The 20,844-nt window shown below is 61.0% G+C and carries 16 protein-coding genes; 11 read left to right on the forward strand and 5 right to left on the reverse strand.

Translation table 11 applies throughout. The features are described 5' to 3' along the window. The first annotated feature begins 374 nt into the window (after positions 1-374). Together ABHU32_RS09225 and ABHU32_RS09230 are read left to right on the forward strand one after the other, a co-directional pair. Positions 375-2,219 carry a magnesium transporter gene (locus ABHU32_RS09225; RefSeq protein ID WP_346979720.1) on the forward strand — a complete coding sequence of 615 codons (1,845 nt, stop codon included), beginning with the start codon at positions 375-377 and terminating at the stop codon, positions 2,217-2,219. Between the two features lie 74 nt (positions 2,220-2,293). Beyond that, positions 2,294-3,490, forward strand: coding sequence for an Nramp family divalent metal transporter (locus tag ABHU32_RS09230; protein ID WP_006235731.1), 1,197 nt, complete (start codon positions 2,294-2,296; stop codon positions 3,488-3,490). A 110-nt stretch (positions 3,491-3,600) separates the two neighbouring features. Here ABHU32_RS09230 and ABHU32_RS09235 read toward each other — a convergent pair whose 3' ends face one another. Further along, entirely contained in the window at positions 3,601-5,817 is a 2,217-nt protein-coding gene (locus tag ABHU32_RS09235) for an acyltransferase family protein (RefSeq protein ID WP_346979721.1), read from the reverse strand. Positions 5,818-6,004: 187 nt separating this feature from the next. Between ABHU32_RS09235 and ABHU32_RS09240 the strand changes: the two genes are divergently transcribed. The 7 genes from ABHU32_RS09240 to ABHU32_RS09270 all read left to right on the forward strand — a co-directional run bounded on the left by ABHU32_RS09240 (position 6,005) and on the right by ABHU32_RS09270 (position 13,521). Further along, positions 6,005-6,967, forward strand: coding sequence for a ribokinase (locus ABHU32_RS09240; protein WP_346979722.1), 963 nt, complete (start codon positions 6,005-6,007; stop codon positions 6,965-6,967). Positions 6,968-6,997: 30 nt separating this feature from the next. Continuing rightward, entirely contained in the window at positions 6,998-7,972 is a 975-nt protein-coding gene (locus tag ABHU32_RS09245; protein ID WP_022094391.1) for a nucleoside hydrolase, read from the forward strand. A 102-nt stretch (positions 7,973-8,074) separates the two neighbouring features. After that, a complete protein-coding gene (locus tag ABHU32_RS09250; RefSeq protein WP_346979723.1) occupies positions 8,075-8,563 on the forward strand; it encodes an S-ribosylhomocysteine lyase in 489 nt (162 codons plus the stop codon). A 144-nt stretch (positions 8,564-8,707) separates the two neighbouring features. Next, on the forward strand, positions 8,708-9,352 hold the full coding sequence (locus tag ABHU32_RS09255) for a DUF4867 family protein (RefSeq protein WP_346979724.1): 645 nt from the start codon (positions 8,708-8,710) through the stop codon (positions 9,350-9,352). Positions 9,353-9,605: 253 nt separating this feature from the next. Then, positions 9,606-11,405, forward strand: coding sequence for a histidine kinase N-terminal 7TM domain-containing protein (locus ABHU32_RS09260; protein WP_346979725.1), 1,800 nt, complete (start codon positions 9,606-9,608; stop codon positions 11,403-11,405). Beyond that, complete coding sequence (locus tag ABHU32_RS09265) at positions 11,402-12,901, forward strand: sensor histidine kinase (protein WP_346979726.1); 1,500 nt, start codon at positions 11,402-11,404, stop codon at positions 12,899-12,901. The genes ABHU32_RS09260 and ABHU32_RS09265 overlap by 4 nt, the downstream gene beginning before the upstream one ends. Then, positions 12,898-13,521, forward strand: a complete 624-nt coding sequence (locus tag ABHU32_RS09270; RefSeq protein ID WP_346979727.1) for a response regulator transcription factor — start codon at positions 12,898-12,900, stop codon at positions 13,519-13,521. Before ABHU32_RS09265 ends, ABHU32_RS09270 begins: the two co-directional genes overlap by 4 nt. A 190-nt stretch (positions 13,522-13,711) precedes the next feature. Here ABHU32_RS09270 and ABHU32_RS09275 read toward each other — a convergent pair whose 3' ends face one another. The 4 genes from ABHU32_RS09275 to ABHU32_RS09290 form a co-directional block, all read right to left on the reverse strand. Next, positions 13,712-14,554, reverse strand: coding sequence for a hypothetical protein (locus tag ABHU32_RS09275; protein WP_346979728.1), 843 nt, complete (start codon positions 14,552-14,554; stop codon positions 13,712-13,714). A gap of 80 nt (positions 14,555-14,634) precedes the next feature. Beyond that, positions 14,635-15,876 carry an SPFH domain-containing protein gene (locus ABHU32_RS09280; protein ID WP_346979729.1) on the reverse strand — a complete coding sequence of 414 codons (1,242 nt, stop codon included), beginning with the start codon at positions 15,874-15,876 and terminating at the stop codon, positions 14,635-14,637. 48 nt (positions 15,877-15,924) lie between these two features. Continuing rightward, positions 15,925-17,247, reverse strand: a complete 1,323-nt coding sequence (locus tag ABHU32_RS09285) for a hypothetical protein (protein WP_346979730.1) — start codon at positions 17,245-17,247, stop codon at positions 15,925-15,927. A 24-nt stretch (positions 17,248-17,271) separates the two neighbouring features. Continuing rightward, positions 17,272-18,009 (reverse strand): DUF4428 domain-containing protein, encoded by a 738-nt coding sequence (locus ABHU32_RS09290; protein ID WP_035136607.1) that lies wholly within the window; start codon positions 18,007-18,009, stop codon positions 17,272-17,274. 396 nt (positions 18,010-18,405) lie between these two features. Here ABHU32_RS09290 and ABHU32_RS09295 point away from each other — a divergent pair, with 396 nt between their 5' ends. Both ABHU32_RS09295 and pyrE read left to right on the forward strand, forming a co-directional pair. After that, on the forward strand, positions 18,406-19,941 hold the full coding sequence (locus tag ABHU32_RS09295; RefSeq protein ID WP_346979731.1) for a helix-turn-helix transcriptional regulator: 1,536 nt from the start codon (positions 18,406-18,408) through the stop codon (positions 19,939-19,941). Between the two features lie 121 nt (positions 19,942-20,062). After that, the gene (gene pyrE / locus ABHU32_RS09300; RefSeq protein WP_117848347.1) at positions 20,063-20,746 is read left to right on the forward strand and encodes an orotate phosphoribosyltransferase; all 684 of its coding nucleotides are present in this window, start codon (positions 20,063-20,065) and stop codon (positions 20,744-20,746) included. The last annotated feature ends 98 nt before the right edge of the window (positions 20,747-20,844 follow it).

Raw genomic sequence — 20,844 nt, forward strand, 5'->3', positions numbered from 1 at the left:
GATATACGCCGTGATGCGCGACCGGGTGCCCTACCGGGAGTAGCCCCGACGGTTGACAAAACTATAGGAACACCCAATGGCTATGTCACGGATGCGTCAGCGTTTGGTATGCCTGCAATGTGCAGCGCATAAATTCGATGCCGCAGGGCGATGCTGATGCTATAGTTACTGCGGCTAATGAGGGTCAAGAGAAAGGTTACAGGTGAAATCCAAACCTCGACCATACAGTCGATGACCCCATGCAGGTGCTTTTTGCGCATGCACGGGGTGTAAGCGTCGAGCGGCGTGCCGCCCGCGCATGCGTATACATATCCAGAAGCCCCCGGACGCCGCACGCGCGGCCGCGTCCGGAGGAATTATGATGGGGAGCACCATTGAATTATCTGAGTGAGATGCTCAAACTGCCGGTCTTGGACGTCGATGGCGAAAAGCTCGGCGTTGTGAACGATTTTGGCATTGCTACCGGCGAAGTTTTTCCACACGTGACGTCGCTCGCGTTCCGCGGTCCCGGCAAGACGCCGTTTATGATCAGTTGGCGCAAATGGGTCGACCGTATCGACGAGACGGGTGTACACCTTAAGACGTCGGCCACCGAAATCCGTTTTTCGTACCTGCAGCCGACCGAACTCTTACTCGCCCGCGACGTGCTTAACAAGCAAATTGTCGACACGCAGGGCATGAAGGTCGTGCGCGTAAACGACATCAAGTTTTCCATGTCGGGCGAAAATCAGCTGCGCCTACTGGGTGCCGAAGTTGGCGCCCGCGGTCTGCTGCGCGCGATCAGCCCCACACTCGAGCATGTCGTCGAGGGCTTTATGAAGCACCTGGGCAAGCCGCTCAGCGAGGACATTATCGCCTGGTCTTACATGGACCTGCTCGATCGCTCGACTAAGAACATCCAGCTCTCGGTGTCGCACAAGACGCTTGGCGAGCTGCACCCTGCCGACATTGCCGACATCATCGAGCAGCTCGACCCGCGCCTGCGTGCGCAGGTGTTCGCGCAGCTCGACACCGCCCAGGCCGCCGAGGCCATCTCGGAGTTCGATGATGACGAGCTCATGACCGAGATGCTCGAGGGCCTGTCCGATACGGACGCATCGTCGATGCTGGCCATGATGGACCCGGACGACGCCGCCGACCTGATCGACGAGCTCGATTACGAGAAGGCCGAGAAGCTCCTGCGCCTGATGGGCGTCAAGGAGGAGAAGGCGATTCGTAACCTGCTGGGCTATGAGGACAACACCGCCGGCCGCATCATGACCTCGGAGTTTGTCTCGCTGCCCGCCACGGCGACGGTCGGCGATGCCATCGAGGCGATTCGCAAACTCGATGAGGACTTCGAGAGTGTCTATTACGTCTATACCGAGGATCCGAGCGGCATGCTGACCGGCGTGCTTTCGCTGCGCACGCTGATCGTAGCCGACCGCGACGCCACGCTGGGTCAGCTGGCCTATCGCGACCTGGTCTATGTGTCGCCCGACGAGGACCAGGAAGACGTGACGGACGAGATGACCAAGTACGACCTGGTTGCCATCCCTGTCTGCGACGAGAACCGTCATATCCTGGGTATCGTGACCTTCGACGACGCCATGGACGTTATCGCCGAGGAGCATCAGGAGGACCTGCAGATCGCCGGTGTCGGCTCGGGCGATAGCGCGTCGGACGACTCGACGAACGTGCTCAGCTGGTTCGTGCATCGCCAGTACTGGGTTGTTGTATGGGGCATCGCGTCGTGCATCATGGCGACCGTGCTGGGAACGGCGCTCGGCTCCGCGCATCTGGTGGTGTTCCCCATGTGCGCCATGCCGCTCGTGCTGCTGGCGGCCTCGCGCATGGTGTCGTTCGTCAAGAACTACTTCCTCGAGTACGACGGCCACGACGACGAGCCCAAACCGTACCTGGGATTCTTCTTCCAGAGCACGGGTATGGGCCTGATCCTTTCGCTCGTGACCTACCTGTGCGCCCAGCTGGTGCGCACCGCCGCGTTCCCCGATGCGCCCATGTTTGAGGAGCAACTCTTTACCGGGTGCTTTAATATCGCTGCCATCATTTGCCTGGTTGGCAACATGAGCGCCGTGATTTACCTGATGGTGCTGTTCTGGCGTGACGAGCATGACCTCAACACGTCGGGCACCGCCATGAACGTTATTGCCGTCATGATCTCGTGCGTAGCGTACTGCGCCGCTGCGGTGCTGCTCACCATGTCGGTCATTGGTTAGGTGGTCGCGTGCAAAATACCAAGCAAAAGTCGGGCACCAAGCAAAAGTTGACCATCGCGGCCATCTTTGGCGCTATGGGCCCCGGTCTGCTGGCGGCGCTTTCGGGCAATGACGCCGGCGGCATTGCAACGTATTCCAGTGCGGGCGCCAGCTATGGCTACAAGATGCTCTGGATGCTTCCCGTCATGACTGTGCTGCTCATCGTGACGCAGGAGACCGCGGCGCGCTGCGGCTGCGTCACGGGCAAGGGCCTGGCATCGCTCATCCGCGAGCGCTTTGGCGTGCGCAAGAGTGTACTTGCTATGGCGGCGCTGTTGATCGCCAACACGGCTGTGACCATTTCGGAGTTTGCGGGTATCGCCAGCGGCCTTGCTCTCTTTGGCGTGCCGGCGAGCATCTCGGTGCCGTTGGTGGCGCTGCTGGTGTGGATGCTTACCATGTCGGGTAGTTTCCAGCGCATCGAGAAGATTCTGCTGCTGGTAAGCTGCGTCTTCGTGACCTATATTGTCGCCGCGTTTATGGCTGGCCCCAACTGGGGTGAGGTCGCGGTCGACCTGGTCGTGCCTAACATTCAAAATGACCCCAGCTACGTGTCGCTCGTGGTCGCAACGATCGGTACCACCATCGCGCCGTGGATGATTTTCTTGGCGCAGAACAACGTGGTCGATAAGAACGCGGGCGAGGACGACATCGTGCTGCAGCGTATCGATACCGTGAGCGGCTCGCTTGCTGCCGATGTCATTGCCGGCTTTATTATCATCACGACCGGTACGGTGTTGTTCCCGGCGGGCATTCAGATTAGCGATGCTGCCGATGCTGCCCGCGCGCTGGAGCCTATTGCGGGTCAGTGGTCCACGGTACTGTTTGCCTCGGGCCTGGTCGCGGCGAGCTTCTTGGCTGCCTGCGTGCTGCCGGGCGTTACGTCGAGCGCTATCTGCGAGGCATTTGGCTGGGAGCGCGGTGCCGACCGCAGCTGGGACGAGGCCCCGGTCTATCGCGGCATCATTACGGCCATCATCGGTATCTCTGCCGTGCTGGTGCTTATGCCCGGCGTTGATCTGTTCCAGATTATGATGACCTCGCAGGTCATCAATGGCGTGCTACTGCCCGTGGTTCTGGTGTTCCAGGTGGTTATCGCCGCCGACCGTCACATTATGGGCGCCAACCGCAACGGCCGCGTGTGGAACGTGCTCACTTGGGCGACTATCGGCGTGATTACGGTGCTGACGGTCGTCATGTTTGTGCTGCAAGCGATGGGCTACAGCGCTTAACGCCCACTTTTGCTTCCGAACAGGCCGCAGCGATGGGCTGCGGCCTGTTTTTTGCCCGCAATCTCTTGGGGCCGGCTCTAAAAGAGTGATTTTGGGTTGTTTGCTGCGGGTTACTTGTCGGTGCCCAGCTTGTGCGGCTTGAAGGCAAGCGCATTGACGAGCGCGTCGGTGGCAGACTTGACGGCAGCCGGCTGCGGATCGTTGACGTGATCCTCGGGATGCACGGGCAGGTCCTTCTTGACGGCATCGTGGATCAAGTTGAGGTACTCAGTCACGCCAGTGGTCGATAGATGCGTGCCATCGCCATCGAACAGGTCGTTGCGGTTGGCACTGTATCCGTACCAATCGATAACGCGCACGTTCTTGTAGCGCGTAGCGGCGTTGGCGATGGCCTGGTTGGTAGAGCCAACCCACGGCTGCGGGCTGCGCGTGTTCACAAACACCACAATACGCTTATCTCCTGCATCGGCCATGATGGCGTCGATCTGGTCGTCGGTTACCAAGCCGTTGGTGCCCAGGGCAAAGACCACGATCTTGCCGGCAAGGTTCTGCTGGATATAGCCCTCAAATGTCGCGCGGCCCGCATCAAACTGGCGGCCCTTTTCGGCATCGATATGGCTGTGCGGGAACACGCCGTCAAAGGTGTCCACGGCACGCAGCGACACGGAGTCGCCGATCATAAGCAGATCGTAGGAGCCATCGGGGAAGCCGTCGTTGTCCTTGTCGGTGTCGTCGGCCGCCTGCTGGTCGGTGGGCGCGGTGTTCTTGGCTTCCTTGTTCAGAACTTCGGCGCCCTCGCCGCTCAGCGCAGACGTTTCGGGCACAAAGATCAGGCCGCCCAGTGCAACGACCAACACGACAGCGCAGGCTACGCAGACAGGGGCGTGCGCGCGTGCCCAGTTGGCGGGCGTGGTGGTGCCACCGCGGAATTCGGCGACGGTGCGCCCAAAGGCGCCCTTCCTAAACGGAGTCTCGATAAAGCGATAGCAGCACTCGGCCACGGCGACCACCAACAGCACCTGCAAAATGTACTGCCACCACGGTGTATCGTTGATGTTGGCGACCGGGTTCATGAGCAACAGCAGCGGATAGTGCCACAGGTAGATGCTGTACGAGCGCTTGCCAACCCACACGAGCGGCTCGGCGGACAGCGCGCGGGCAACCATTCCCTGGGGCTGCACGCAGGCCGCGATGACCATGAGCGTGAGGATCGAGCACAGCAGCGTGCCTCCGCGATACTGGAAGGCGGTGTAGCCGTTGGTGAGCGCGACCATGGCGGCAAGGCCAACCAGACCCACGACGCCCAATACATCGATGGATGCGGGCGAGGACCAAAAACGCACGAGGGCGCTCGGCTGTGCCGGGGCGGTCTCGGCTGCTTCGTCGGCCTTCTCGCCAGGCTTGCCCTCGGCGTTCTTGCCGTGCTTGACGGCGCCAGCCAGGCGATTGAGCCCCAAACGATGAGCGAGACGCACCGGCGCCAGATCGCGATCGGGGATAAAGGCCATCCAGGCGCCCAGCAGCAGCGAGAACACGCGGGTGTCGGTGCCGTAGTACACGCGGCTGGGGTCGGCGGCAGGGTTGTAAAGCACCATCATGGCTAGGGCAGATACCGCGGCAAGGCCCAGAACCACGCGGCGCGTGTTGGGTTTGCTCACATGCATGGATACCATGGCAAACAGCAGTGGCGGCCAAATCAGATAGAACTGTTCCTCGATGGCGAGCGACCAAAAGTGCGTGAGCGGCGAGGGGTCGCCCAGAGCATTGAAGTACGAGACGTTTTGGGCAATCTGCCACCAGTTGTTGAAGAACAGCAGCGACGGCAGGATGTCGGGGCGCATCTTGGTGAGCATCACGTGGTTAAAGATGGTGCACAGTGCGCAGGTCACCACCACGACGGTCACCACGGCGGGGACCAGGCGACGGATGCGGCGGATCCAGAAGCTCTTGAGGTCGATGCGGCCGGTCTTAGCGACTTCGTTGAGCAGCAGGCGTGTGATCAGATAGCCCGAAAGCACAAAGAAGATCGTGACGCCGAGCAGACCGCCCTGTGCCCATGTGAGGTTGAGGTGATAGAGCACCACCGCGACGACGGCAAGCGTGCGCAGGCCGTCAAGGGCAGGGATGTAGCGGGACTTGGGGCGAGCAGGCGTCTGCTCCGCGGCGGGAGTGTTGGCGCGGCCCGCGTTGTTGGCAGAAGCGCGATGAGGGCTCGCGGCGCGTCGCGGCTCGTTGGTACGGCGCTCGCCCTTCACGCGTTCGTGCGGCGCCGGCTCGTTGCCCGTGCGGCGTCGACCGCGCGAGCCCGATTGCGAGAGTTGTTCCATAAAACATCATCCAATGACGAGAATAATCAGCACGCCTTCATTGTAGCTGCCTGCTCCTGTGAATGCTTGCTGCTGGCGCAAGCTCAAGTACGCGTCCACATCAAAGTGAACTAAAGTTATAGGGGGTGCGAGAGCGCATGATCGACGGCCGGCGGTGGGCATAAGGCCCGCAGATGAGGAGGTTTCCATGGCGGATCACAGCATCGTTGCGGTGTTCGGCAGCATGAACATGGACCTTTCGGTGGCGTGCGAGCGCATACCGCGTGCGGGCGAGACCGTCGGCGGCAGCGGGTTTATCACCAACGCCGGCGGCAAGGGCGCCAATCAGGCCGTAGCTGCCGCGCGTATGGGCGCGTGCACGCACATGATCGGCGCGGTCGGTCGCGACGCGTTCGGCGCGTCGCTCGTGGTGGGGCTCCAAGACGCCGGCGTGGACTGTGACTTTGTAGTGCATCGCGATGACGTGGAGACGGGAACGGCGACCATCATTCGCTGCGAGGGCGACAACCGCATCATACTGTCACCGGGCGCCAACCATGCGCTTGCGGGTGCGGACGTTGCCTGCGCGTTGAGGCGTCTGGTGGCCCATGAGCTCGACGGCGACGCCAGCGAGATTGCCCCGACTGCCGGAAGCGTCTTTATCGCCCAGGGCGAATGTGACCTTGCGGCGACGGCCGAGGCGCTTGTTTGCGCTCATGAGCTGGGGTTCTATACGGTCTTTAATCCAGCGCCCGCCTGCGAGCTGCCTGCGGAGGTCTGGCCTGCGGTCGACCTGGCCTGTCCTAACGAGACCGAGTGCCAGGTGCTGACGGGAATCTTGCCCGCGGACGATGCAAGCTGCGTCGCGGCGCTCAACGCCCTGCTCGCTAGGGGTGCCGGAGCTGCGGTCATCACGCTGGGCGGTGCCGGCTCGGTTACGCTCGGCGATGGCGGTGAGCTGCTGCGCATGCCGGCACTTTCGAGTGCGGTAGTCGATACCACGGCCGCCGGCGATACGTTTATCGGCGCGTTGGCGGCGGCTCGCCTAGAGGGCTTGCCGCTCTTTGAGTGCATGGCCGCGGGTGCTCGCGCTTCGGCAGTGACGGTGTCGCGCCTGGGCGCTCAGCAATCGATTCCCACGCGCGCCGAAGTTGAACATTGGTTTGGTTAAACGATAAAGACGGAGAAGCGGAGTAGAACAATGGCAATCAAGAAGCTGATCCTTGATCTGGATATGGGAGTGGACGATGCGATGGCGCTGGCCTATGCCATCGCGAGCCCCGAGGTGGAGCTCGTGGGCATCACCACGTGCTTTGGCAACGTGCGCGTCGAGCAATCGGCGCACAATTGCCTGGCGGTGCTCGATCTGCTGGGTCGCCCCGAGGTTCCGGTGTACCTGGGTGCCGACCGTCCTCTGCAGGCGACTGAGCCCTATACGCCGCCGGCGTCCACCGCGCTCATTCACGGCAAGAACGGCATCGGCGGCGCGAGCGTGCCCGCGTCGCCCTACGAGCCGGTGGGGGCGACCTCGGCCGACGGCAACGCTGCGGTCGATTATCTGATCGATGCCGCGCGCACCTATGGTCCCGATCTGGTCTACGTAGCGACTGGCCCGCTCTCCAACCTGGCGCTCGCCCTGGAGCGCGATGCGGCGGCGATGATGTCCATCGGCCGCGTGGTCGTGATGGGCGGCGCCCTTACCGTGCCCGGTAACGTGAGCGCGGGCGCCGAGGCCAACATGGCGAGCGACCCCGAGGCAGCCGACGCGGTGCTGCGCTCGGGCCGTAAGCTCACCATGGTGGGTCTGGACGTGACACATCGCGTGGTGCTCACACGCCGCGACATTGCCGGCTGGACGGGCTCGGGCACCATGGCGGGCTGCGCATTTGCGAGCATGGTCGAGCACTACATTGGCTCGTACGAGATGAACGCACCCTACCTGGGTGGTTGTGCGCTGCACGATCCGCTGGCCGTTGCCGTGGCGATCGACCCCACGCTCGTAGGTGCGCTCGGCTGCAACCTGCGTGTTGATCTGCTGGGCGAGTACCGCGGTCGCACCATCTGCGATGAGCGCCGCCTGTCCGATCCGGACAAGAGCGCACTCGTGGCGCTGACCGTCGACGCCCCGCGCTTCCTGTCCGAGTTCAAGGCACGCATGGCCCGCGTCCTGGGCTAGGTTGTCTTTTTGGGACGGGCTTTTTTGACTGGTATGATTGGTGCGACCATTCGAACCAGCTAAAAAAGCCCCGTCCCAATTTGACTATCGAGAGGATCTGCCATGGAGCGCATCGCGAGCTTTTCCGTTGACCATCTGCTCCTTGAGCCCGGCGTGTACGTGAGCCGCATCGACCGCGATCCGGCGACCGCCGCCGCCGTCACCACCTTTGACCTACGCCTGACCACGCCCAATAAGGAGCCGGTCATGAACACGGCCGAGTGCCACACCATCGAGCACCTGGGCGCGACGTTCCTTCGCAATCATGCCGAGTGGTCGAGCCGCATTGTCTACTTTGGCCCCATGGGCTGCCGCACGGGCTTTTACCTGGTTGTCTTTGGCGAGCTGACGAGCGAGAAGATCTTGCCGCTCGTCCGCGAGCTGTTTGAGTTTGTCGCCGGCTTCGAGGGCGATGTCCCCGGTGCCGCTCCCGAGGAGTGCGGTAATTACCTGGACCAGAACCTCCCCATGGCCAACTGGCTCGCACGCCGTTACCTCGACCGCGACCTGGCCGATATCGACGAGAAGCACCTGCACTATCAGCAGGCGTAAGAGCTTTATCGCCCAAAACGCGCGCATTGGGCGCCTTCGCTTATGCGGGGGCGCCTTTTTGTTGATTGGTCGGGACGAGCGTTCAAAATCGCTCATGTTTGTTCTAGAATGTTCGTATCGTCACATTTACGAACAGGAGTGAACATGCATATCTACTCTGTCAACGATCCCGAGTTCAAATCCTATGGCAACGTTTGGGATGACGTTTCGTCCGAGCTCACGTCGCCCGTGCTCGAGGCGCTCTCTGCCACGCCCATTCCCGAGGGCAGCAAGTACGTAGCAAGTGCGCCGGAGCTCGAGGGCGTCAAGGATGCCGATAAGTTGGGCTTTCTCATGTTTGGTGGCCGTCCCTTCCAGCTCGGCTGGTGCAACGGCCACAACACGCGTCTCAACTGCCTGGAGTACCACCGCGCCAGCGAGTTTAACCTGGGCGCCCGCGATTTTATTCTGCTCGTGGCGCATCGCTGGGAGATCGAGGACGGCAAGCTCGACACCGCGTGCGTCAAGGCGTTCCGCGTGCCGGCGGGTACGGTTGTTGAGGTCTTCAACACCACGCTCCACTATACGCCCTGCATGGTCGACGAAGGCGGCTTCCAGGTGATGGTGGCGCTGCCGGCGGGCACCAACGGCCCGCGCCCCGAGGCCGCAGCCGACATGCCTGCCACCGGTGACAGCTACTGCTACTGGAAGGCCGACAAGTGGGTCCTCTGCCACGCCGACAGCCCCAAGGCAGCCGAAGGCGGCTACGTAGGCCTCATCGGCAAAAACCTCGACATCACCGTGGACTAGCGCATCGCCCCAAACCACCACAAAGGTGCCTGTTCCCTTTGCGGTGGTTTGGGGCGGGCGGATATCGGGAAGTGCCAGACGGGGGAGGCTGCCGGGCGCCTTGCCGTCTGCGGATTTTGGGACATGCGGCCCGCTTTTTCGACCCATCTGTCGGTACACTAAAAGCACTATGGATACCCGCGAGCGACATATTGGCCACGCGGCCGCCCGGACCGCACCGGCTGCGGATCCCAGGGGCGGCAGGCTCTTCGCCATGCCGCGATTCCTTGTTGGCATAACACATCAGGTGTACCGCCACCGCGTCTTTGCTATCGCCGGTGTCATCACCGCGCTGTTCCTCATGCTTTTGGCAGTCTTGCCGGCGCTGTTCGCCTTCGACCCCAAACTTTCTAACGCCGTGCCCGCCTATAGCGAGGTGTCCGAAGAGGTCGTGGATGCGCTCGTCCATTCGAGCTCTCTCCCGCTGCTTGTCGCCGCAATTGTATTTTCGATTTGGGGCGTATCGGTCTATCTGCGCTGTTTGGACTATGTGTTGCGCCGCCGCCTTGTTGCCGTCGCCACCATCTGCGCCCTGTGGATGATCGAAGTCATTCTCAAGTACAAGTCGTTCACGCCGTTCTATGCCACCGTGCTGTGGTACCTGTACTACGTGCCCATGACGCTCATTCCGCTGCTCTACCAGTTGTGTGGTCTGCGCCTTGCAGGCCTGGAGCAACACCGCCTGGGTCGCCGCTACTGCGCTGCGCTGTGGATTGTGGCTATCCTGCTTATCGGATTTGTGCTCACCAACGATTTTCACCAGCAGGTCTTCCGCTTTGACCGTACAAGTGACACCTGGAGCAACGATTACACGTACGGCTGGGGTTATTTCGCCGTTCTCGTGTGGACGGCCTTTAACTTTGTGGCCTTTTTTATCCTGGTGGGCCGGTCCTCGTCCTTTCGCATCCAACGTTTCTCGGGCACGGCGGCGCTCGTGCTGCTGGGCGGCGCGTTCTTTGCCATCTCATATGCGTTGCGCGTGTCCTGGGCATGGAGGCTCAACTTCTCGCTCATCTATTGCGTCTTGTGCGTGGTGGCGATGGAAATCTGTCTCGATTGCGGTGTCATTCCGTCATATCACGACATCGCCGGCATCTTCGACACCTTGCCGCTCGACCTCAAAGTTCTAACGCGCGACCTGCAGGAAGTCTATGCCACGCCAGTGTCGAAGCCAATGCCGGCGGGCGTGTGCGAAGAGCTGCGAGCCCAGGAACACGGGCATGCCCATGCCTTTGCCGTGGAGTCCAATCCCGATGTAATGTACCGAGCCTTTCCACTGCTGGGCGGATCGGCCCTGCTTGCCCAAGACGTGTCGGATCTCAACGAGCTTAACCGTGAACTGGCACATCGTCGTATGGAGCTGCAGCGTCAAAATGAGCTGCTCGCCGCCGACTACGACCTTAAGACGCACCTGGCAGACCAAGAGGCCGAGACCTTGCTGGTCCAAGACGTGGACCAGGCGCTTGCCCGCGCGCTCGAAGGGATGTACGACCTGCTGAGCTCGCTGCCGCCGTTGACCGATGAATCGTCTTCGCACGAGCGTTACCGCATGCTACAGCGCGCCAAGATGCTCGTCGCCTATTGCAAGCGCAAGGGGTCGCTCACGTTGGCACAGCACGGGGAGAGCGGTTTTGATCGCGACCGCATTCAGCTCATTGCCAACGAGCTCGCAAGCGACCTGCGCACCATCGATATCGATTGCGCCTCGATTATCGCCATACGGCGCCCGATGCACGCCAGTACGGTAAGCGCCCTGTACGACTGCGTGTATGACTTTGCGTTTTTTGCCTACACCACCGACCATCCGGCGCTTATGTATCACTTGGGCGACCATGACCGATGCAGTGTCGAGCTACGCGCCACGCTTTTTTCCAACGATGATGCAGATCTTTCGCAGACGCCCGCTGCGCAAGAGCTCGATAGCGCTCTGCAAGGGCGCAACGTGGCATACCGCCTTGAGGGCGAGCCCGGCCAGCTGCGCATGATCGTCTTGATGCCGAGGGCGGGTGAGTGACGATGCAGATTTCGCTCATTCTTCCCCAAATCGTTGCGCTCGATGTTGTCTTTGCCCTGGCTGCGTGTCTGCAGACTATCCACGTCCCGCTCATCGCATCGCGCCGCTCGTCCTATAACCGTAAGGTGATTTGTGCCTACGAGGCGAGCCTTGTGCTTCACCTAGTTATTTCGGCGCTCATCTTGTTCGCGTCGTCTGGCTCATATCTGGTGGCGCCGCTTGACGTTTGCGCCAGGGCAATGGGCGGAGCGTTGTGGCTCAATGCCGTGATCTTTGCCTACGGCGTGGTGCTTATGGTGCGCTATCGTCGCCCCGTCATGCTGGTCGAGCTGCTGCTTGTTGTCACCGTTACACCGCCGGCGGTTTTTGCCATGGGCTCGGCGTGGACCGTTGTCCTTATCGCAGAGGGAGCGTTCTTCCTGTTCCGTTCCATCGCGGCGCTCTTGATGGATGTCCGCAACCGCCAGGAGGATATCACCATGTTCTCGACGATCGAGACCATCAACGTGATTCCCGTGGGCATCCTGTATCTGGACCCGAGGGGCCGTCCGCTGCTCATGAACCGCTGCATGCGCAAAAACCTGCTGGAGCTTCATATGCCCACCGACCTAGGCGATATGAGCGGTACATGGAACGGCCTGCGCAAACTCAGCATGCAAATGCCCGAAAGCAGCCAGAACCGTGTGCGGATTAATCTGGACCGCTTTGGTGAGGCGCGGGCGGTGGTCGAGGTTTCTCCCGCCGAGATTCGCTTGTTTGTGCACGATGACGTTATGGTTTCGGGCCGCCTCTTTGAGCGCATTATCGGCCTGGATGTAACAGAGTATGCGCATGCTCATGATCGCCTAGCGCAAGCCAACCACCTGCTTGAGCTTGCGGGCCAAGAGCTCCAAGCCCAGATCGAAGAAGTCAAAAAAGTTGCTGACAATGCGGCCTATCTGCGTATGCGCGCTCGCGTGCACGACGTGATCGGGCAGCGCCTGTCCATCCTCCATCGTTATCTGGAGGAGGGGCGCCTGGATGACGAGTCGCTCGAGCAGATCGACCCGCTGCTGCGCTCAATTGCCGCCGATTTGCGCAGTGGCGGTGCCAGCGAGCCTGCAGAGCAGCTGGGTGATATCGTCCATGCTTTTGGCCTGGTGAGTGTGCAGATCGATGTTGAGGGTGCGCTGCCTGAGGACGCGCGTGTCGCCGCCGCATTTTTGCAGATTATCCGTGAGGCCTCGACCAATGCCACCAAGCATGCACAGGCCCATCGGGTCCATGTGCGCCTGTGGCGGGAGACGTCGGAAGACAGCGCTGTTGCGCGGATGACCGTTTCTAACGACGGCGCGCCTGCACCCGTATCGTATCGCGAGGGAACGGGTATCCCAGGTATGAGGCATGTCGCGCAAGATCTGGGTGGCAGCCTAGAGGTCCATGCTGCCCCGCCCTTTACGCTTGCGGTGTCCATCCCGCTGAGCTCCAACGCCACGGTCCAAAGGAGAAGTTCATGATTCGCGTCCTTATAGTCGAAGACCAGGCCATCCTGCGCGAGAGCCTGGCGCGCTCCGTTGGCGACCAGCCCGATATGACCGTTGTTTCCGCCATCGCCGATGCCTCCGAGGCCTTGGGTGCCGCGCTCAAGGAGCGCCCGGACATGATACTGATGGACGTGTGCACCGAACACGATTCAAACGGCATCGTGGCGGCGGCGCGCATCAAGGAGCGGCTGCCCGAGTGTCGCATCATTATCATGACCGGCATGCCCGAGATCACCTTTGTGGACCAGGCGCGCGAGGCGGGCGTCGATAGCTTTGTGTACAAGAACGTCGGTATCGACGAGCTGTTCGCCGTGATGCGCTCCACGCTGGCGGGCTATTGCACGTTTCCCAAGCCGCCCGAGAGCATTTTTTCGGGCACGGCGGCACTCGACGATGTCGAGCTGTCGATTTTGCGCCTTGCCTGCGAGGGCAAGAGCCGTCGCGAGATTGCGGCCGAGCTGTTTATGAGTGAGGGCACCATCAAGCGTCGCATCTCGGAGATCCTGAGCAAGACCGGCTACGACAACATCATGCGCCTGGCCGTGCATGCGGTGACCGAGGGCAGCATCGTCCCCAATATGGAGCGCCCGTAGTCGGTGTGCCGCCCGTGCTCCAACGCCAAAGATAGGCCGCCCGCCGTTTTGCATCTAAAAACGGCGGGCGGCCTGCTTGTGCGAGCGGTGCTGTCGGCATAAAGCGACGGGGCCGCAGAATTATCTCCTGCGGCCCCGCCTGGCAAGTGCGCGGATGTGTCCGCCAATCCGCGGCCGTCGATGTCTGCCGCTACGCGATGGTTGCGCTGTAGGAGGCGACGTCCTCGTAGGAATCGGTCAGGTAGGCGTCGATGCCGATGGTCGTATTGACCAGGTCGTCAAGGCTGTCAAGCTCGCCGTTCGAGAACGTGAATTCCTCGGTGGCGCTGGTGCCGGGCATCAGGTGAGCCGAGAACCAGGGTTCCTTCATGGTGCCGTTGACGTTGGTCTTGCCGGAAGGAGCGTAGAAGGTCAGATCCTTGTCGCTCTTGTTGGTGATGTTGACGACAAAGCCGATGTCGCCCCAGTCGTCCTTGAACTTCTCGGTGATGGTGATGGTGCACAGGTCGTCATCGGCGACGGTGACGGCGGGGGAGATTTCGACGTTCTGGACATCGTCGTCTTCGACGGCCTCATCGATCTCCTCTTCCTTCTCGGCCGCCTCGCGATCCTTCTTCACCGTACCGGACAGGTCCTTGTCGGACTTGGTAAAGACAAGATTGCCGTCATCTTCTTCGAGGATGAGTTTGCCGTCCTTGAGCTTCATGTCATGCGACTCGTCTTCGGCGGTGATGGTTACGGTGGTGGCGTCCTTTGCCTCCCATTTAAGGTCGACAACCTCAAGGAACAGGTCGAGGGCGCCTGTACCGTCCTCGTCGAGAATCAGGACGCAGTGGACACCCCAATCCTCGAGCATCTTCATGTACTCATCGGTCAGCTCTTCGCCCTCCAGGGTTCCACCTGAGAGTTCCCAGCTGCCGACGAAGTTGGCCTTGGGGTCTTTGCCGCCGCCGCTGCAGCCCGTCAGGGCAAAGGCGAGCGCCAGGACGCATGTCAGGAATGCGAGTACGGATTTTTTGAACGTTGTCTTCATGGTGTCCTCCTTCATCGAACGAAACCCATAGAAGCAAATGCGGGGGTGGCGGATCCCCCGCCAATTACCAGATAGAGGGGCTAGGGCCGGGGCGTTCCGCAGTTGCTGCAGAACTTGCCGCCGTTTTCGCTGCCGCAGTTGGGGCAGAACCACTTTGCCGGTGCCGGGGCGGGTGCGGGACTGCCGCACTCGGAGCAGAACTTGCCGGTGTTGGTGGCGCCGCAGCTGCAAGTCCACGTGCCGGCCGCAGGTGCGGCGGCGGGAGCCGGTGCGGGGGCGGGAGCCGGAGCCGGCTGCGGGGCGGCCTGCTGCTGTGCCTGGCCGGCGGCGAACAGCTGGCTGGCATTCATGCCGCCCATGCCACCTGCCATGCCCATGCCCATAAAGCCGGCCATTGCGCCGTTGGGGTTAGCGGCCGCCGCGCGCATCGCGTCGCTCTGGGCGCTGGCGATGTTGGCTGCTGCCATGGTGGGATCGCGCATGACCGCGGCCTTCTGCAGGTCCTTGATCATCTGCTCGTCTTCTTGCGAGGCGGCGATGGAGTTGACGCCAAAGCTCACGATCTCGACACCACGCAGGTCGCGCCAGTCGGCCGAGAGGACCTCGTTGAGCGCGCGGGCGAGCTCGGTGGTGTGGCCGGGGATGGCACTGTAGCGGATGCCCATCTCCGAGATCTTGGCAAAGGCGGGCTGCAGGGCGGTGAGCAGCTCGGACTTAAGCTGGCTGTCGATCTTGTCGCGCGTATAGCTATCGGTCACGTTGCCGCATACGTTGGTGTAGAACAGCAGCGGGTTGGTGATGCGGTACGAATACTCGCCGTTGCAGCGCACGGAGATGTCGACGTCCAGGCCAATGTTGTTATCGACCACGCGGAAGGGCACGGGCGAGGCGGTGCCGTACTTGTTGCCGATGATCTCCTTGGTGTTGATGAAGTAGACGCGCTGGTCCTTGCCTGCATCGCCGCCAAAGGTAAAACGGCTGCCGATATTGGCGAAGGTCTCCTTGATGGAATCGCCCAGGTTGCCGCTAAAGACGCTCGGCTCGCTGCCGGTGTCGAAGACGAACTCACCGGGCTCCAGCGCGACTTCGATGATCTTGCCGTTTTGCACCACGAGCATGCCCTGGCCGTCGTTGACGGCGATGACCGAGCCGTTGGAGATGACGTTGTCCTCGCTGCGCGTGTTGGAGCTGCGGCCACCGGTGCGTTTGCTGCCCTTGCAGGCCAAGACGTCAGCAGGCATCGATTCGCAATAGATAAATTCCTTCCACTGGTCGGCCATGACGCCGCCGGCAGCTCCCAATCCAGCTTTCAAGAGTCCCATGGTGATCTTCCTTTCTCGTCAAAGGCCGGGTGGTATTGGTCAGAATGGCTAATCGTCCTTGTTGTCCTTCATGACAACGGTGGTCTCGGTGTGGCTGAAGGTGTCGTGCTTCTCGGTCAGGTCGAGCTCGCCGCAGTACTCGTCGGCGTGGGTGGCCTCGTTGGCCGTCTTGAGCTGGCCTACCAGTAGCACGTCTCCGATAATCACGATGATCAGCGGCGCGATGACGTTGATGAGGATGCCCTCGATATCAAAGGTGAGGTAATCTGGATCGAAGGCGTATTCCCCCATAAAGAGAATCTGGGAGAGGACAAATCCGATCACAAAGAACAGCACCGAGGCGATGGCGAGCTTGGGCTTGGAGCAGGGGAGCTCGCCGACCAAACGGCCGGTCTGGCCGTTCATGGCAAACAGGTAGCTCTTGCCGTTCCACGAGGTGGAGAGCATCCAGACGGGGAACAGGGCGTAGTCGCTGTCTTCCCAGGTGTAGTCGAGCTGCTTGCTTTCGACCGTGGCATCGTCGTATTCGTCGACGACGGTCTCGCGCAGGGCCGAGATCGTGCTCTCCTCCATGCGGCGCTCGGCACGCGCCTTGCAGGTCTCGCAGTCCTCGTCGTAACGGTTGGCGATGTAGCCGGGCATATAGGCGACCGAGAACGGACGCAGCGCGTCGTAGTCAAACGGCTCGATGGCATCCATGTGGCCGTCGGGCATCTTGGACGATCCGTCGACGGGCACGCGCTTAAACGAGATATTGCCCTTGCGATAGGCATCGTAGTGGTCGGTGGTCGTGACGGTGCGGTCGGATTCCTCGGTCACGGTCTCGTTGGTCGCGTCAAAGCGCACTTCGCCGTCAACGCGGGCACCGTAGAGCCAAAACGGCACGTAGACACCTTGGACCTCGTCGATGTGGTTGCCGGTGACAAAGCTCTTGGGCAGCAAGATCTTGCCCTTGTAGTGTTCCTTGAGTGCGGCCGTGACGTCATCGCGCCCGAGCTTAAATGGAATCACCAGGTCGGGCGAGAAGTCGCCCGAAAGCTGACCGGGCGCTACGGCGGAGTTGCCGCAGTACGGGCAGGTGGTGACAGCGACGGTGCCGTCGGACACGAGCTCGGCGCCGCACGACGAGCAGATGTAACCGGCGTTTTGAGCCAGCTCCTGCACGGCATCGTCGACAGCAGGCTTGGGGGCCGCGGCTGCGGCATCGGCTTTGGCATCTGCCTTGTCCTGGCGCTCGCGATAGAGGGCCTCGACTTCTTCGACTTCAAAGCGCGAGTCACAGTAGTCGCAGACGAGCTTTTGCTCGGCGCTTGCAAAATGCAGGGGGCCACCGCAGGCAGGGCACTGATAGTTAACGCTCTCGAAGGCCATGATCGGTCCTTTCGCTGCCGGAGGCTATGCGCCGATGGCGCCGCCGCAGTATTCGCAGCGCCCACTGGCATCGGGAATGGTGGTGGCTCCGCAGAAGGGGCAGGTCACCGCGGTCTTGGGGGCCTTGGCGGCCACGACGCTGTCGCGCGTCTCCTGGCGCAGCTGCACCAGCGCGTCGCGGACCTCGGTTGCCTGGCGCTTGGCCTCGCGGTATTCGATGGAGCCGCGCTGATCGATGGTGGAGTCGTTCACGCGCAGGTTGATCTCGGTAAAGTACGGCGTGTTGACGTGGATGGTCAGATTAAAGTCGTAATCCAGGTCGTAGCGCGGCGGGTTGTAGCTCTCGCGCTCGCCGTCCTTGGTCTCGCGATAGATCTCGGTGCGATGCTCGTCGATATCCATATCGCAGCCGAGTACCTGCGAGAACTCGATGATGTCGGGATTGGCGTCGCGCCAGCGGCTCTGCGAAGTGATGATCAGCAGGCCCGCGTCCTCATCGAGCATAATATTGGTGCGCCCGGCAGAAAGCGTGCGCGTGGGGTTGAACGAAGACAGGCGTTCGGCGTTGGCCTCGCGGTAGGCGAGTTGCTCACGGATATCGTCCGCGGTGCTGGAGCGATAGCCGTGAAAGTAGGGGGAGAGCTTGCCGGCGCACTCTTTGCACAGGTAGCCTTCATTGATTTTTGTCTTACCTAGAAGTCCCAGCTCGGTACCGCAAATCGCGCACTCTTTCTTCTCGAACATCTTGTCAAAGAAGCCCATGGCTGCCTCCCATCAACTGGTAGCGTGTGTCACTTTTGATGATGGGGGAGTGCGCGATCCTTCGCGATACCCAGACGGCTCAAGGAGTCTCCACAACTGGGACACATGGCCCATTTTTGACTAGTCATTGGGGACGTTCTTAAACGACTAGTCGCGGGGGACACTCTTCGGCCACTCATTGGGGACGTACTTAAATGAGTGGTAGTTGGAGACACTCCTGGCCGAGCTAGAGGTCGCGCGTGTCCCTTCTGGTCCATGCGGCTCAAAATTGCGGCGTGATGTGGACGGTTGGGGTCGAATTGGCAGCATTTCGAGCCTGGCTTCGATATTGAGACTTGTTCTTTATTAAAATAGATTTCCAGACAATTGAGCGGCTGGGGGTTAACCATGAGGGGCATGGGAGACATAACCGCATATTTGCGTCGGGGCATTCGGGAGATTATATGCCTGGCGCTGTTCTTCTTCACGTTTTTGGCGTGCGAGTATCTTTTTGATGTGCGCATGGCCGAGTTCGTGTCTCCGAACGAGGTCGTTATTTATGAGAGCCTTGTCATCGGCGCGAGCGTGATTGGCTTTTTTGTGCGTCCCATTCTGTACTATCGCCGTCCCCATGCTATCGACGCAACGAGTGACGTCACGGGCGTTTTGCTGGTGGCGGCATTGCTGCTGTTGATTATGGCGGTTCAGGTTGAGGTGATCATTGCCGGCGGTTTGGTGGCGTGCTGCGCGCTGGGCTACTGCGGATCGACTGCTCATGCAAACTTTGCGCGGCGCTTTGCACGGACGCCCTGCTTGGCGCGTGCGGCTGCACTTTCCTACGCCATGGGCGTTCTGGTGCAGGTGCTCAACCACATGGTGATGCCTGCCGGCATTCCTCAGCAGGCTGTTCTGGTCGTCTGCGCGATCGCGCAGGTGGCGTTGCTCCACGGTGCCCGACGCGCCAAGCTGCGCGACGAGTCCAATCCCAACTTTGAACCCAGTGCTGCCGGGCTTTCGGTAGATGCTCTGGAATATGGCGCCAAGTGGCATGACGATCCCGAGGCAAAGGCGGCATTCCGTCGCGCCGTAGTTCGCCTGACCGTGGCGACGGCGTATCTTTCCGGCGTATTCGCCGCTCTCAACGCGGGCTTCACGACCCTGCATGCTGTCGGAGCCGTCGATTTGGGCGATTGGCCGCGCCTGCTGCTTGTCGTGAGCTCGTTGGTCGCTGGCGCACTATTTGACCTGCACGGCCGCTCGTATATGAATATCGGCATGACATGTGCCGCCATACTGTCCACGCTTTCGTTCTTTGTGCTCATCGTCGATGGCAATGGCGGCAACGAGCTTGCTGCCACGATCATCTTTTATCTGGGCTCGGGCTTTTTCGTGGTGTTCTTTACCACAAAATATGCCGCCGTCTCGCTCTATGCGCGCTGGTCATATTTTTGGCCGTGCATGGGTCGCGTCGTCAACAACGTGTGCTCGATGTTCGTGACGGCGCCGGCAGTGGCGATTATCTCGAGTCAAAATGTGCTGGCTGCGGTCGGTGCGGCGCTCGTGATGTTTGTGGGCATTGCGATTACGCTGCTGGGGCAGTTGGGGCAACGAGCCGATGATGCCGCGATGCGGGACGGACTGCCGCTTGCCACCGACGATCTTGGTGGGGATCTTGCGCCCACATGCTCCGACCCCGAGCCCGTGGAGGCAGCGGAGCTCACGTCCGATGAACGCCTTGATGCCTTCGTCGCCACCTTTGGGCTTACAGAGCGCGAGCGCGATATTCTTGAGGTCTTGGTCGTTTCGGACCAGAGCGTTCAGGACATCGCCACAACGCTCTTTCTTTCGCGTTCCACGCTCTATCGTCACATTTCCTCGATCAACAAGAAGACCGGCACCGCCTCGCGCGTGGCCCTTATCAACTTCTTCTGGTCCTGGACGCCCAAGGACTAGCGTATGAGCCGCCGCCCAGTTCCTTACTCTAACGGGGGGATGTGGCCTCAAAGCACGCCCACATCGACGCCTCGCCTGCGCTAAACTGAAGAGCACGTACGCAATTACGAGAGGAGCCCGCATGGAGGCTTACAAGCAAGAGTTCATCAAGTTTATGGTCGAGTCCGACGTCCTTAAGTTCGGCAGCTTTACGCTCAAGAGCGGCCGTCAGTCCCCGTTCTTTATGAACGCCGGCGCTTACGTGACGGGCTATCAGCTCAAGAAGCTGGGCGAGTATTACGCTCAGGCCATCCACGATAACTTTGGCGACGACTTTGATGTGCTGTTTGGACCGGCCTACAAGGGTATTCCGCTGGCCGTCGTGACCGCAATTGCCTACCACGAGCTGTACGGCAAGGAGGTCAAGTACTGCTGCGACCGCAAGGAGGCCAAGGACCACGGTGCCGATAAGGGCAACCTGCTGGGTTATGAGCCCAAGGACGGCGACCGTGTGGTCATGGTCGAGGACGTTACCACCAGCGGAAAGTCCATCGACGAGACCTATCCCAAGGTCAAGGCTGCTGCCGATGTCGAGATCAAGGGCCTGATCGTGTCCCTCAACCGCATGGAGGTCGGCAAGGGCGGTGTGACCACCGCGCAGAAGGAGATCGAGGCCAAGTACGGTTTCCCCGTCGCGAGCATCGTCTCCATGGCTGAGGTCGTCGAGACCCTCTACAACCACGAGATCGACGGCAAGGTTGTCATCGATGACGAGCTCAAGACCGCCATCGACGCCTACTACGAGCAGTACGGAGCACGGGAGTAGTAGTTACGCGGGTTTACCAACCCGCGTAACGGCTCGACGCTGCGCGGGCCGCATTTGGACAATCTGACGTTCAACTTCAAGGGCGCGACCAGAAGGTC

It is taken from the genome of Collinsella aerofaciens, assembly GCF_039758965.1.
Lineage (GTDB): Bacteria > Actinomycetota > Coriobacteriia > Coriobacteriales > Coriobacteriaceae > Collinsella > Collinsella aerofaciens_BR.